The 14,362-nt window shown below is 63.1% G+C and carries 9 protein-coding genes; 4 read left to right on the forward strand and 5 right to left on the reverse strand.

The window, feature by feature from the left end; translation table 11 throughout:
* Window positions 1-329: 329 nt before the first annotated feature.
* Entirely contained in the window at window positions 330-1,679 is a 1,350-nt protein-coding gene (locus tag AB7M33_RS16925; RefSeq protein WP_454243153.1) for an NCS2 family permease, read from the reverse strand.
* Window positions 1,680-1,960: 281 nt separating this feature from the next.
* Between AB7M33_RS16925 and AB7M33_RS16930 the strand changes: the two genes are divergently transcribed.
* Together AB7M33_RS16930 and aqpZ are read left to right on the forward strand one after the other, a co-directional pair.
* A complete protein-coding gene (locus tag AB7M33_RS16930) occupies window positions 1,961-2,716 on the forward strand; it encodes a GntR family transcriptional regulator (RefSeq protein ID WP_027592953.1) in 756 nt (251 codons plus the stop codon).
* Window positions 2,717-2,952: 236 nt separating this feature from the next.
* Window positions 2,953-3,651, forward strand: coding sequence for an aquaporin Z (aqpZ, locus tag AB7M33_RS16935; protein WP_027592952.1), 699 nt, complete (start codon window positions 2,953-2,955; stop codon window positions 3,649-3,651).
* Here the strand turns inward: aqpZ and guaD are convergent.
* The 4 genes from guaD to xdhA all read right to left on the reverse strand — a co-directional run bounded on the left by guaD (window position 3,648) and on the right by xdhA (window position 9,821).
* Entirely contained in the window at window positions 3,648-4,952 is a 1,305-nt protein-coding gene (gene guaD / locus AB7M33_RS16940; RefSeq protein ID WP_027592951.1) for a guanine deaminase, read from the reverse strand. The two genes, aqpZ and guaD, sit on opposite strands and share 4 nt — an antisense overlap.
* 10 nt (window positions 4,953-4,962) lie before the next feature.
* On the reverse strand, window positions 4,963-5,808 hold the full coding sequence (gene xdhC, locus AB7M33_RS16945; protein WP_085272530.1) for a xanthine dehydrogenase accessory protein XdhC: 846 nt from the start codon (window positions 5,806-5,808) through the stop codon (window positions 4,963-4,965).
* Between the two features lie 166 nt (window positions 5,809-5,974).
* Window positions 5,975-8,374 (reverse strand): xanthine dehydrogenase molybdopterin binding subunit, encoded by a 2,400-nt coding sequence (gene xdhB / locus AB7M33_RS16950; protein WP_454243154.1) that lies wholly within the window; start codon window positions 8,372-8,374, stop codon window positions 5,975-5,977.
* A complete protein-coding gene (gene xdhA, locus AB7M33_RS16955) occupies window positions 8,367-9,821 on the reverse strand; it encodes a xanthine dehydrogenase small subunit (RefSeq protein ID WP_454243155.1) in 1,455 nt (484 codons plus the stop codon). The genes xdhB and xdhA overlap by 8 nt, the downstream gene beginning before the upstream one ends.
* A 267-nt stretch (window positions 9,822-10,088) precedes the next feature.
* On the opposite strand from xdhA, the gene AB7M33_RS16960 reads away from it, so the two are divergent.
* Together AB7M33_RS16960 and smc are read left to right on the forward strand one after the other, a co-directional pair.
* Window positions 10,089-10,748 carry a GntR family transcriptional regulator gene (locus AB7M33_RS16960; protein ID WP_027592947.1) on the forward strand — a complete coding sequence of 220 codons (660 nt, stop codon included), beginning with the start codon at window positions 10,089-10,091 and terminating at the stop codon, window positions 10,746-10,748.
* Window positions 10,749-10,750: 2 nt separating this feature from the next.
* Window positions 10,751-14,239, forward strand: a complete 3,489-nt coding sequence (smc, locus tag AB7M33_RS16965) for a chromosome segregation protein SMC (RefSeq protein ID WP_454243156.1) — start codon at window positions 10,751-10,753, stop codon at window positions 14,237-14,239.
* Window positions 14,240-14,362: the final 123 nt, after the last annotated feature.

The raw sequence follows: 14,362 nt of genomic DNA on the forward strand, positions 1-14,362 counted from the left end.
GCGGCTTCAAGGTGAGGGGCTCTATGGCACGGATGACATTCACCAAGCCAAGGCATACGCTGAAAAGGCCGATGGACCTGGTGTGGTCTTGGGGGTGTTTTTGGAAGATGGTATTAGCTTGGTTCAAACTACTGGATATGGAAAGGACATAGCAGGTCGAATAGTGTTCAAGCCAACGGTATTCCCTCATCTTCAGGTGCGTGAGTTGTCTCCGCTTGACGGAAAGGTAGTGGAGCTTCGTGAGGCGTCCTATGAGCTGAAAAAGAAACCAGCGCCCGCCGCATAAAATGGAATGGGCGCCGAGGCGCCCATGGCTGGTGCAGTGAGAGTCAGAGGAACACAAACTTGGCAATGAAAATCGCACACAGCACCCACAGGCTGGCCGAGATTTCCTTGTACTTGCCAGTCCCAGCCTTCAGCGCCACATAGGTAATGAACCCCATGGCAATACCGTCCGCGACCGAGAAGGTCAGCGGCATCATGATCACCGTGACGATCGCGGGAATGCTGTCGGTGGCTTCGTCCCAGTGGATGTGGGCCATGCTGCCCATCATCAGCATCGCTACATAGATCAGCGCACCGGCAGTGGCATAGGCAGGAATCATCCCCGCCAGCGGCGCGAAGAACATCGCGGCGACGAACAGCAGGCCGACCACGACGGCAGTCAGGCCCGTACGGCCACCCGCCGCAACCCCCGCAGCACTTTCCACATAGCTGGTCACTGGCGGTACGCCGACCACGGCACCGAACACGCTCGATGCACTGTCGGCCTTCAACGCCCGCGACAGGTTTTCGATGCGGCCATCCGCCGCCACCAGGTTGGCACGTTGCGCCACGCCCATCAGGGTGCCGGCGGTGTCGAACATGTGCACGAACAGGAACGCCAGCACCACGCTGATCATGCTGACGTTGAACACGCCGGCCACGTCCATCGCCATCCAGGTCGGTGCCAGGCTTGGCGGCATCGACATCACCCCGCCAAATTTCACCAAGCCCAGGCCCCAGCCGGCCAGGGTGACGCCGATGATGCTGATCAGGATCGCGCCGAACACCCGCTTGTAGCTGAGGATGGCAATCGACAGGAAGCACAGCGCCGCCAGCAGTGGGCCGGGTTCATGCAGCGAGCCCAGTTTGATCAGCGTGGCCGGGCTGTCGACGATGATGCCTGCAGTCTTGAGGCCGATCAGCCCGAGAAACAATCCGACGCCGGCCCCCATTGCATGGCGCAGGCTCAGCGGGATGCTGTTGAGCAGCCACTCGCGCACTTTTGACAAGGTCAGGAACATGAACAGCACACCCGAGACGAACACCGCGCCCAGTGCCGTTTCCCAGTTGTAGCCCATGGTGCCGACCACGGTGTAGGTGAAGAAGGCATTCAGGCCCATGCCAGGCGCCAGGCCCACCGGCCAGTTGGCGTACAGGCCCATCAGCAGGCAGCCCAGCGCGGCGGCGATGCAGGTGGCGACGAACGCCGCGCCGTGGTCGATGCCGGCGTCAGCCATGATGTTGGGGTTGACGAAGATGATGTACGCCATGGTGATGAAGGTGGTCACCCCGGCGATCATTTCGGTTTTGACAGTGCTGCCATGTTGCTTGAGTTTGAAAATCCGCTCCAGCCAGCTCGTTTCGAGCGGTGGGGCGAGATCCAGCGTAGGGGCTTCGGATTTGCGGCTTTCCACAGCGGGTACTCCTCAAGTCTTTCTTGTTGTTTTGGAGCCATTGTCCTGCGCTTGCACTTGGCGGCTCCGCGAGGGAAGGCAGACGCCTGACCGTTTTGTTGACTTGTGGGTCAGGAAGTTGCACGGTGGATTATGCTTTTGTGTACAAAGAAAGCAAATAATGTTTTATCTTTTGTGTGCGCAATGCGTCGTACAACGGCTATATAGGTAAAAGGCCACCTGCAGAAACGGCTCAGCCTGTGTACAATGGCGCCATACTTTCCTTCGTGCCTCGAGAGCCCATGAACGAACAGCTGCAACCTCTGAAAAAACCTGTGCGCGCTGGCAAGGCCGGCCGCAGCGGTACCCAGGACGACATCGTCTACGCGCATATTTTCGAGGCGATCCTCGAACAGCGTCTGGCGCCGGGCACCAAGTTGAGCGAGGAAGCGCTGGGCGAGATCTTTGGCGTCAGCCGCACCATCATCCGTCGCGCTCTGTCGCGCCTGGCCCACGAAAGCGTGGTGCTGCTGCGGCCCAACCGCGGTGCGGTGGTGGCCAGCCCGACGGTGGAAGAGGCACGCCAAGTGTTCTTCTCTCGGCGCATGGTTGAACGCGCCATCACCGAACTGGCGGTGCAGCACGCTACCCTTGAGCAGCTCAACGAGCTGCGTCAGATGGTGCGTGAGGAACGCGACAGCTTCTCCCGTGGTGATCGCGGCGCGGGCATCCGCCTGTCGGGCGAATTCCACCTGAAGCTGGCCGAGGCGGCGGGTAATGCGCCGCTGGTCAGTTTCCAGCGCAGCCTGGTGTCGCAGACCTCGCTGATCATTGCCCAGTACGAAAGCGGCAACCGCTCGCATTGCTCGTACGACGAGCATATGCAGCTGATCGATGCCATCGAGGCGCGTGACGCCGAGCAGGCGGTAAGCCTGATGATGCATCACATGGACCACATCGACAGCAAGCTGAACCTGGACGAAGAAAGTGCCTCGGACGATCTGCATGCGGTGTTTTCGCATCTGTTGAAAAAGCCCAAGGTTGCTGCCAAGGGTTGATCGTTTGCTTGTATGAACTAGGGGGCCGCTTCGCGCCCCATTCGCAGCACAAGGCTGCTCCTACAGGGGTTACGCAATCCTTTGTAGGAGCAGCCTTGTGCTGCGAATGGGGCGCGAAGCGGCCCTTGGTCGTTACTGGCCATAAACCAAACGTCTGCTAAATTCTTGTGAGCAAACCTTCATCAAGCAGTTGGGCTTGCGCATTCGTTGCGTTCAACTTCTTGAGGAAAGGGTTCATGAGCATGTCCCTCGGTACACGCATGGGGGCCGAACTGATCGGCACCTTCTGGCTGGTCCTCGGTGGCTGCGGCAGTGCGGTAATCGCAGCCAGTTCCCCGCTTGGCATCGGCGTTCTCGGTGTCGCCTTCGCGTTTGGCCTCACTGTCCTGACCATGGCGTTCGCCATCGGTCACATCTCTGGCTGTCATCTCAACCCCGCCGTGTCGTTCGGGCTGGTGGTGGGCGGGCGCTTCCCCGCCAAAGAACTGCTGCCCTACGTCATCGCCCAGGTGATTGGCGCCATCCTTGCGGCAGCGGTGATCTATTTCATCGCCAGCGGCAAGGCCGGTTTCGAGCTGTCGTCGGGGTTGGCGTCGAACGGCTACGCCGATCATTCGCCCGGCGGCTATTCGCTGGGGGCGGGGTTTGTCAGTGAGGTGGTGATGACGGCGATGTTCCTGGTGGTGATCATGGGGGCCACCGATGCCCGCGCCCCGGCAGGCTTTGCGCCGATTGCCATCGGCCTGGCCCTGACCCTGATCCACCTGATCTCGATCCCGGTGACCAATACCTCGGTCAACCCCGCGCGTAGCACGGGGCCGGCACTGTTCGTCGGTGGTTGGGCCCTGCAGCAGCTGTGGCTGTTCTGGCTGGCGCCGCTGATCGGGGCAGCGATCGGCGGCGCGTTGTACCGGGGGCTGGCGAAAGAGCCTTAGCGCTGGTGCACGCAACGCCCAGCGGCGTAGGTTTCGCGCACGGTGCGGTCATCGCCCAGGGTGGTGAGCACGAACAAGGTCTCTTCGATGCTGTTGGACTGCTGAATACGGTAGTCCAACAGCGGCGTGGCCTTGTAGTCGAGCACCACGAAGTCGGCATCGTTGCCGGCGCGCAGGCTACCAATGCGGTCGTCCAAGCGCAGTGCGCGGGCGCCGCCGAGGGTGGCCAGGTACAGCGACTTGTACGGGTGCAGGCGTGCGCCCTGCAGTTGCATGACCTTGTACGCCTCGTTCAGCGTGTTGAGCAGCGAGAAGCTGGTGCCGGCGCCCACGTCGGTGCCCAGGCCAACGTTGACCTTGAAGCGCTCGGCCTGCGGCAGGTTGAACAAACCGCTGCCCAGGAACAGGTTGGAGGTCGGGCAGAAGGCCACGGCCGAGCCGGTTTCGGCCAGGCGTTGGCACTCGTCGTCGCACAGGTGCACGCCGTGGGCGAACACCGAGCGCTCGCCCAGCAGCTCGAAGTGGTCATAGACGTCCAGGTAGCCTTTCTGCTCGGGGAACAGCGACTTGACCCAGTCGATTTCCTTGAGGTTCTCCGACAGGTGCGTGTGCAGGTACACACCTGGGTGCTCCTTGAGCAGTTGGCCGGCCAGGGTCAGTTGCGCTGGGGTACTGGTCGGTGCGAAGCGCGGGGTGACCGCATAGTGCAGGCGGCCCTTGCCGTGCCAGCGCTCTATCAGTGCCTTGCTTTCGGTGTAACCAGACTCGGCCGTGTCGGTCAGGTAATCAGGGGCATTGCGGTCCATCATCACCTTGCCGGCGATCATCCGCAGGTCGAGGCGTTCGGCTTCTTCGAACAGGGCGTTGACTGACTCCGGGTGCACGCTGCCGAATACCAGGGCCGTGGTGGTGCCGTTGCGCAGCAGTTCCTTGAGGAAGATTTTCGCGACCTGGTCGGCGTGGCCTTTGTCGGCGAACTGTTTCTCGCACGGGAAGGTGTAGGTGTTGAGCCAGTCCAGCAGCTGTTCGCCGTAGGAGCCGATCATGCCGGTCTGTGGGAAGTGAATATGGGTATCAATGAAGCCCGGGGTGATCAGCGCATCCTGGTAATGCACCACGTCGATACCGGCATCCAGGGTCGGCAGCAGCTCGCTGGCGTGGCCGATGGCGCTGATGCGGCCATCGTCGACCACCAGCAGGCCGTCTTCGTAGTATTCATGGGAGGCCTCCAGGCCGACCTCGGCCGGGTCGGCGATGCTGTGCAGGATGGCGGCACGGTAGGCTTTGCGGGTTGCGGTCATAAAGCGCTCGTCAAATGGCTTGGCTGCGCCGGGAGGGCGGCAGCAACTGGGCAATGGGGCCGGCGTTGGCGGCAGCGTCATGCTGGCCGAAGCAGGCGTTGTAGGTGGCAATGATTTCCGCGGCGATGGACACGGCGATCTCGATCGGCAGCTTGCCCTTGACCTCGGCAATGCCCATCGGGCAGCGCATGCGGGCCATGACGGCAGCGTCGTAGCCGCGCTCGCGCAGGCGGTGCTCGAACTTGGCCCGTTTGGTCTTCGAGCCGATCAGGCCGAACCAGGTGAAATCGTTGCGCTTGAGAATGGCGGCGGTCAGTTCCAGGTCGAGCTGGTGGTTATGGGTCATGACGATGCAATAGCAACCGGCTGGCAGCTCGGCCACTTCATCGACCGGCTCCTCGTTGACCACCTTGGTCACCCCAGGGGGGATGAGCTCGGGGAATTCCTGTTCGCGCGAATCGATCCAGCGCACCCGGCAGGGCAGCGCGGCGAGCAAGGGTACCAGAGCGCGGCCGACATGGCCCGCACCGAACACCGCGATCTGCGCCTGCACTGCGGCCATCGGTTCGAACAGCAGCACGGTGACGCCGCCGCAGCACTGGCCGAGGCTGGCACCGAGGCTGAAGCGCTCCAGGTGCGGGGTGGTGCGTTGTGCTTCGAGCATCTGCCGGGCGATGTGCAGGGCCTTGTATTCCAGGTGGCCGCCGCCGATGGTGTCGAACAGCGCGGTGGCACTGACGACCATTTTCGAGCCGGCGTTGCGCGGGGTAGAGCCGCGTTCCTCGATGATGGTGACCAGTACGCAGGGTTCGCCACGGGACTGGTGATCGGCGAGGGCGTTGATCCATTGGTGCATGATTCAATTCCTCTTCAGGACAACGCGGTCCGCTTTTTGTAGGAGCGGCCTTGTGTCGCGAAAGGGCCGCGCAGCGGCCCCGGCAATGCTTCAGTCGAAGCTGAAATTTTGGGGCCGCTTCGCGCCCCTTTCGCGACACAAGGCCGCTCCTACAAGGGGCTCGGTGTTAGTGGGTCACGGTTTCCAGTTCCTGCGTAGCAGGCTGCGCCGCAGCCACGGCCTGGCGCATCTGCTCACAGCCCCACAACACGCGCTCCGGGGTCGCCGGTGCGTCGATGTTCGGCTGCACGCGGTAGTCGGCCAGGCTCGCCACGGCGTCCTTGATCGCACACCAGGCGGCGATGCCGAGCATGAACGGCGGCTCGCCCACGGCCTTGGAATGGAACACCGTGTCCTCCGGGTTCTTGCGGTTTTCCACCAGCTTCACGCGCATGTCCAGCGGCATGTCGGCTACTGCCGGGATCTTGTAGCTGGCCGGGCCGTTGGTCATCAGTTTGCCCTTGGCATTCCACACCAGTTCCTCGGTGGTCAGCCACCCCATGCCCTGGATGAAGCCGCCTTCGACCTGGCCGATGTCGATGGCCGGGTTTAGCGAGTCGCCCACGTCATGCAGGATGTCGGCGCGCAGCATCTTGTACTCGCCGGTCAGGGTGTCGACGATCACTTCCACGCAGGCCGCGCCAAAGGCGAAGTAGTAGAACGGCCGGCCGCGGGCCTGGCTGCGGTCGTAGAAGATTTTCGGCGTGCGGTAGAAGCCGGTGCTCGACAGCGACACCTGGGCGAAGTACGCCTGCTGCACCAGTTGCTCGAAGCTGACGATCTGGTCGCGCACGCGCACATGGCCATTGCGGAACTCGACGTCCTCCTCGGTCACCTGATAGTGCCGCGCGGCGAATTCGGTCAGGCGCTTCTTGAGGATCTCGGCGGCGTTTTGCGCTGCCTTGCCGTTCAGGTCGGCGCCGCTGGAGGCCGCGGTAGGCGAGGTGTTGGGCACCTTGTCAGTGTTGGTGGCGGTGATCTGGATACGGTCGAAATCGACCTGGAAGATCTGCGCGACCACCTGGGCGACTTTGGTATTCAGGCCCTGGCCCATCTCGGTGCCGCCGTGGTTCAGGTGGATGCTGCCGTCGGTGTAGATGTGGATCAGCGCCCCCGCCTGGTTGAGGAAGGTGGCGGTGAACGAAATGCCGAACTTGACCGGGGTCAGCGCCAGGCCCTTCTTGAGGATCGGGCTGTTGGCATTGAACCGGCGGATCGACTCACGGCGTTCGGCGTAATCGCTGCTGGCTTCCAGGTCGGCGGTCATCTCGTCGAGCATGTTGTGCTCGACGGTCTGGTAGTAGTGGGTGACGTTGCGCTCGGTCTTGCCGTAATAGTTGGCTTTGCGCACGGCCAGCGGGTCACGGCCCAGGTGGCGGGCGATGTGGTCCATCACCTGTTCGATGGCGACCATGCCCTGTGGGCCGCCGAAGCCGCGGTAGGCGGTGTTGGAGGCGGTGTTGGTCTTGCAGCGGTGGCCATGCACGGTGGCATCGCCCAGGTAATAGGCGTTGTCGGAGTGGAACATGGCGCGGTCGACGATCGAGCCGGACAGGTCGGGCGAGTAGCCGCAGTTGCCGGCCAGGTCGAAGTTGATGCCGTGCAGGCGGCCGTTGTCATCGAAGCCGACGTCGTACTCGACATAAAACGGGTGACGCTTGCCGGTCATGGTCATGTCTTCGACGCGCGGCAGGCGCATCTTGGTCGGCTGGCCGGTCAGGCGCGCAATGACCGCGCACAGGCAGGCCGGGCTGGCGGCCTGGGTTTCCTTGCCCCCAAAACCACCACCCATGCGGCGCATGTCGAGGACGACCTTGTTCATCGGCACGTCCAGCACCTCGGCCACCAGCTTCTGCACTTCGGTGGGGTTTTGCGTGGAGCAGTAGACGATCATGCCGCCGTCCTCGGTGGGCATCACCGAAGAAATCTGCGTCTCCAGGTAGAAGTGCTCTTGGCCACCGATGTGCAAGGTACCTTGCAGGCGGTGCGGAGCACTGGCCAAGGCCGCGGCCGAGTCGCCGCGTTGGTGGGTGTGGCTGTCGAGCACGAAGTGCTTCTTGCGCAACGCTTCGACCACATCCAGTACCGGCTCCAGGTCTTCGTACTCGACGATGGCCGCCATGGCGGCGCGTCGGGCGGTTTCCAGGTCACGGGCGGCCACGGCGAGCACCGGTTGACCAAAGAACTCGACCTTGTCGATGGCCAGCAGCGGGTCACCGGCTACGACTGGGCCGATGTCCTTGAGGCCCGGGATGTCTTCATGGGTGATGGCGATGCGCACGCCTTCGAAGGCATAGCACGGCGTGGTGTCGATGCGCAGGATGCGCGCATGGGCACGGTCGGCAGTGCGCGCATAGACGTGCAACTGGTTAGGGAATTCGAGGCGGTCATCGATGTACACCGCCTCGCCGGCCACGTGCTTGTCGGCGCTGTCGTGCTTGACGCTGCGGCCGACCCCGGTGGTCAGGTCCTGGCTGAACAGTTCGGCCATCTCGGCCTGGCTCTTGGCTACGTGATGGTTAGACATAAGCGGTCACCCGGGTTTCGATGTGCGGCGTTTGCTGTTCGATGAAGTACTTGCGCAGCAGGTTCTGCGCGGTCAGCAGGCGATATTCCTTGCTGGCGCGGAAGTCGCTGAGCGGGGTGAAGTCTTCGGCCAGGGCCTGGCAGGCGCGCTCGATGCTGGCCTGGTTCCATGGCTTGCCGCGCAGGGCTGCTTCGCAGGCGCGGGCGCGTTTGGGTATCGCGGCCATGCCACCGAAGGCGATACGCACGCCGCTGACCACGCCGTTCTCGATGCTCAGGTTGAACGCTGCGCACACGGCAGAGATGTCGTCATCCAGGCGCTTGGACACTTTATAGGCGCGGAACGCCCAATCCTCACTGGCGCGCGGCACGATGATCTTCTCGATGAACTCGCTGTCCTGGCGCGCGGTGATGCGGTAGTCGATGAAGTAATCCTCCAGCGCCAGGGTGCGCTGACGTTCGCCTTGGCGCAGCACCACCTGGGCATCCAGGGCGATCAGCAGGGGCGGCGAGTCACCAATCGGCGACGCGTTGCCGATATTGCCGCCCAGGGTGCCCTGGTTGCGGATCTGCAGCGAGGCGAAGCGGTGCAGCAGGTCGCCGAAATCAGGGTACTCGGCGTTGAGCGCCGCGTAGCAGTCAGTGAGCGGGGTGGCTGCGCCGATTTCCAGGTGGCTGGCGGTTTTGTCGATGCGCTTGAGCTCGGCCACATGGCCGACATAGATCATCACCGGCAGGGTCTTGTGGAACTGGGTCACTTCCAGCGCCAGGTCGGTACCACCGGCCAGCAGACGTGCTTCGGGGTGCGAGCTGTACAGGTCGGCCAGGTCGGCCACGGTCAGCGGCACCAGGCAGCGTTTGTCGCCGCTGTTGAGCTCGCCGGTCTGGGTTGGCGCAATGGCCTTGAGGCGGCTGATGGTTTGGGCTTGCTGGGCGTCGAACTGATCGCGGCAAGGCTGGCGGCAGCTCTGCTCGGCGGCATCGAGGATCGGCCGGTAGCCGGTGCAGCGGCACAGGTTGCCGGCCAAGGCTTCCTGGGCCTGATGCACGTCGGCGCCTTGGCTGTTTTTCTGCAGGGCGAACAGCGACATGACAAAGCCTGGGGTGCAGAAGCCGCATTGCGAGCCATGGCAGTCGGCCATGGCTTTTTGCACGCTGTGCAGTTCACCCTGGTGCTTGAGGCCTTCGACGCTGATCAACTGCTTGCCGTGCAGTGACGAAACGAACGTCAGGCATGAGTTGAGGCTACGGTAGCGCAGGGTATCCTGGCCTTGGTCGTCCTGGGTCAATTCACCGACCACCACGGTACACGCACCGCAGTCACCGCTGGCGCAGCCTTCCTTGGTGCCGGGTTTGCCCAGGTGCTCGCGCAGGTATTGCAGCACCGTCATGTTCGGGTCCAGGGCGTGCTCATTACGCAGCTCCTGGTTGACGAGAAACTGGATCACGGGGATGGCCTCGCAATGGTTTTATTGTTGTTGGGCGGACAATAAGCAGACCTGACGAACTGGTCAATATTTTTCTGACTCAAAGGTCAGGAAAATGCGTATGTCTACACCCGGCCGAACACATTGCCCATATCACAAGCATAGATCGCGCCGTGCAGGCAGCTGCCTGGCAGGCCAAATAAAGCGCAAGGTCCCTCTGCGCGAGTGCGGGTCAAGTACGCTACAATCCGCCCCTTGTGCCCAGTTCAATGATTTTGAAGGAAAACCATGACGTTCAAGGCCCCGGACAGCCTCTCCGAGCAGATTGCCGATTACCTGGCCGAACGCATTATTCGCGGCGAGCTGGCGCCGGGCGAGCGCATTCAGGAGCAGAAGGTTACCCAGGCGCTGAATGTCAGCCGCGGCTCGGTGCGTGAAGCGCTGTTGATCCTCGAACGTCGCCACTTGGTAGCGATCTTGCCGCGTCGCGGTGCGCATGTGACCAAGCTGGACGAGCGCAGTGTGCGCAGCCTGTGCAACTTGATGGGTGAGTTCTACATCCTGCTGGGCAACGCCGTTGCACAAAAATGGCGCCTGGAGGCCGACTTGCGCCCGTTTCTGGAGATCCAGCAGCGCTTGCAGCATGCCCGCGACCAGCAAGACATCAAGGCCTTCGTCGCCGAAAGCTTCGCCGTCATGCGGGCTGCCTACCCGTTCGCCGACAACCCGTACCTGCAGGAAACCGTCGAAAACCTGCAGCCGGCCATGAGCCGCGCCTACTACCTGGCCCTGGACCAACGCCAGGCCAGCACGGACGACTACCTGGAGCTGTTCGCGCGCCTGCTCGAGGCCGTGGTCGCCCGCGACCTGCCGCGCATTCGCGAGGTGCTCACCGCCTATTGCCAGCGCAGCTGTGAGCTGGTGCTGGCGGCGTTGGCCCGGGCCTGACGATGCGCCTCAAGTGCATTCGCCTGGCGGGGTTCAAGTCGTTCGTCGACCCCACCACGGTCAACTTCCCCAGCAACATGGCGGCCGTGGTAGGCCCCAACGGTTGCGGCAAATCCAACATCATCGACGCGGTACGCTGGGTGATGGGCGAGAGTTCGGCGAAGAACCTGCGTGGCGAGTCGATGACCGACGTCATCTTCAACGGCTCTACCAGCCGCAAACCGGTCAGCCAGGCCAGTATCGAGCTGGTGTTCGACAACAGCGACAACACCTTGGTCGGGGAGTACGCGGCTTACGCTGAAATTTCCATCCGCCGCAAGGTGACCCGCGACGCGCAGAACAGCTATTACCTCAACGGCGCAAAATGCCGTCGCCGGGACATCACCGATATTTTCCTCGGCACCGGCCTTGGGCCGCGCAGCTATTCGATCATCGAGCAGGGCATGATCTCCAAGCTGATCGAAGCCAAGCCCGAAGAGCTGCGCAACTTCATTGAAGAAGCGGCGGGCATCTCCAAGTACAAGGAGCGCCGCCGCGAGACCGAGAACCGCATCCGCCGCACCCAGGAAAACCTGGCGCGCCTGACCGACTTGCGTGACGAGCTCGAACGCCAGCTCGAACGCTTGCACCGTCAGGCCCAGGCAGCCGAAAAGTACCGTGAGTACAAGGCCCAGGAACGCCAGCTGAAAGCCCGCTTGTCGGCCCTGCGCTGGCGCGACCTGGACGAACGCGTACGCCAGCGCGAGGCGGTGATCGGTGATCAGGACGTGTCCCACGAGGCCTTGGTGGCCGAGCAGCGCAACGCCGACGCGAGTATCGAGCGCCTGCGCGATGGCCACCACGAATTGTCCGAGCGCTTCAACCAGGTGCAGGGCCGCTTCTATTCAGTAGCGGGCGATATTGCCCGGGTCGAGCAGAGCATCCAGCACGGCCAGCAGCGCCTTCGCCAGTTGCAGGACGACTTCAAGGAAGCTGAGCGCACGCGCTTGGAGACCGAGTCCCACCTGGGTCATGACCGCACTTTGCTGGCCACCCTCGGCGAAGAGCTGGCCATGCTCGAGCCCGAACAGGAAATGACCCTGGCGGCCGCCGAAGAAGCCGCTGCCACCCTCGAAGAAGCCGAGCTGGGCATGCACGGCTGGCAAGAACAATGGGACACCTTCAACACCCGCTCCGCCGAGCCCCGCCGTCAGGCAGAAGTGCAACAGTCCCGCCTGCAGCAGCTTGAAGCCAGCCTGGAACGCTTGTCGGAGCGCCAGCGCAAGCTGGGGGAAGAGCGCGACCTGTTAGGTGCCGAGCCGCAGGACGCGGCCCTGGTCGAGCTGTCCGAGCAGTTGGCCAGCAGCGAGATGCTGCTCGAAACGTTGCAACTGTCCGAAGAGCAAGTGGTCGAGCAACTCGAAGGCACGCGCGAGCAATTGCAGCACGCCACCCAGGCGCAACAACAGGCGCAGGGTGACCTGCAGCGCCTGGGCGGGCGGTTGGCATCGCTGGAGGCCTTGCAGCAGGCCGCGCTGGAGCCGGGCGTGGGTGCCGCAGACTGGTTGCGCGAGCAAGGCCTGGCACAGCGCCCGCGCCTGGCCGAAGGGCTGCGGGTCGAGCCGGGCTGGGAGCTGGCCGTGGAGACGGTGCTTGGCGCTGATCTGCAGGCCGTGCTGGTTGATGATTTCAACAACCTCGCTTTTGCCGACCTGGAGCAAGGCGAGTTGCGCTTGCTGCTGGCAAGCGGCGAGGGTGCGCGGCTGGCGGGCAGCCTGCTGGACAAAGTCGACGGGCGTACCGACCTGACCCCCTGGCTGGGGCAGGTCAAACCGGTCGATGACCTGGCCCAAGCGCTGGCACTGCGTGCGACCCTGGCTGAAGGGCAAAGCCTGGTTAGCCGCGATGGTTATTGGGTTGGCCGGCATTTTTTGCGGGTCAGCCGAGGCGGCGAGGCCGAAGGTGGGGTGTTGGCCCGTGGCCAGGAGATCGAGCGCCTGGGCCAGCAACAGCTGGAGCAGGAAGCCGCCCTGGAGCACCTTGAGCAACAGCTACAAGATTTGCGCGAGCAGCAATTGGGCCTGGAAGAACAGCGCGAGCAACTGCGCCGCCGCACCCAGGAAGAAAGCCGCCAGCACGGCGAGCTCAAGGCCAGCCTGTCGGCCAGCCGGGCCCGTGCCGAGCAAGTCGAATTGCGTCGCCGCCGCCTGCACGAAGAGCTGACCGAGCTGCAAGAACAGCGCGCCCTGGAGCACGAGCAACTGGGCGAGGCGCGGTTGGTGCTGCAAGAAGCCCTGGACCTGATGGCCCAGGACACCGAGCAGCGCGAACAGTTGATGGCTCGCCGCGATACCCTGCGCGAAGGCCTTGACCGCATCCGTCAGGAGGCCCGTCAGCACAAGGACCACGCCCACCAGTTGGCCGTGCGCCTAGGCTCGCTGCGTGCCCAGCACGACTCCACCCATCAGGCCCTGGAGCGCCTGGAGCAGCAGGCAGCACGCCTGACCGAGCGCCAGGAGCAACTGAGCCTGAACCTGGAGGAGGGCGCAGCGCCCCTCGAAGAGCTGCGCCTCAAGCTCGAAGAGCTGCTGGAGCGGCGCATGAGCGTCGACGAAGAAATGCGCCAGGCGCGCCTGCACATGGACGAAGCCGACCGCGCCCTGCGCGACGCGGAAAAACGCCGCACCCAAGCCGAGCAGCAAGCCCAACTGCTGCGTGGCCAGCTGGAGCAGCTACGCCTGGAGTGCCAGGGCCTGGATGTGCGGCGCAAGACCCTGCAGGAACAACTGCTGGCCGACGGCTACGACCTGCAAGGCGTGCTTGCCACCCTTGAAGCGGACGCCACCGAACAGAGCACCGAACAGGCGCTGGAGCAGACCGAGGCGCGTATCCAGCGCCTGGGCGCGATCAACCTGGCGGCCATCGAAGAGTACGAGCAGCAGTCCGAACGCAAGCGCTACCTGGACGCCCAGAACGCCGACCTGGTCGAGGCCTTGGAGACGCTGGAAAACGTCATCCGCAAGATCGACAAGGAAACGCGCAACCGCTTCAAAGATACCTTTGATCAGATAAATGCCGGATTACAGGCACTTTTTCCAAAAGTTTTCGGTGGTGGCAGCGCTTATCTGGAACTGACGGGCGAAGATCTACTCGATACAGGGGTAACGATCATGGCGCGACCCCCGGGCAAGAAGAACAGCACCATCCATCTGCTGTCCGGTGGCGAGAAGGCACTGACCGCCCTGGCGCTGGTGTTCGCCATTTTCAAGTTGAACCCCGCACCGTTCTGCATGCTCGACGAAGTCGATGCGCCGCTGGACGATGCCAACGTCGGGCGTTACGCCCGGCTGGTGAAGGAAATGAGTGAAAGCGTGCAGTTCATCTACATCACCCATAACAAGATTGCCATGGAGATGGCGGATCAATTGATGGGGGTGACGATGCATGAGCCGGGCTGCTCACGCCTCGTTGCAGTGGATGTGGAGGAGGCGATGGCCATGGTCGACGCCTGATGCGCGAAGATAGGGCACATTCTGTAGCGAAATGGCCCCGCCATGTGCGACAGACGGTGTAAAGTTGTCTTTGGTCGTGCTAGCTTAATGTCACTCGTTTTTTGCGTGGGTAAAACGCCTGTC

Source organism: Pseudomonas sp. Y3 TE3536, from assembly GCF_053629175.1.

Excerpts from the sequence above, each read along its gene's own strand:
- AB7M33_RS16960 (WP_027592947.1), top strand. The coding sequence starts at position 10,089 with ATGACGTTCAAGGCCCCGGACAGCCTCTCCGAGCAGATTGCCGATTAC.
- guaD (WP_027592951.1), bottom strand. The coding sequence starts at position 4,952 with ATGACCGCAACCCGCAAAGCCTACCGTGCCGCCATCCTGCACAGCATC.
- xdhB (WP_454243154.1), bottom strand. The coding sequence starts at position 8,374 with ATGTCTAACCATCACGTAGCCAAGAGCCAGGCCGAGATGGCCGAACTG.
- aqpZ (WP_027592952.1), top strand. The coding sequence starts at position 2,953 with ATGAGCATGTCCCTCGGTACACGCATGGGGGCCGAACTGATCGGCACC.
- smc (WP_454243156.1), top strand. The coding sequence starts at position 10,751 with ATGCGCCTCAAGTGCATTCGCCTGGCGGGGTTCAAGTCGTTCGTCGAC.
- AB7M33_RS16930 (WP_027592953.1), top strand. The coding sequence starts at position 1,961 with ATGAACGAACAGCTGCAACCTCTGAAAAAACCTGTGCGCGCTGGCAAG.
- xdhC (WP_085272530.1), bottom strand. The coding sequence starts at position 5,808 with ATGCACCAATGGATCAACGCCCTCGCCGATCACCAGTCCCGTGGCGAA.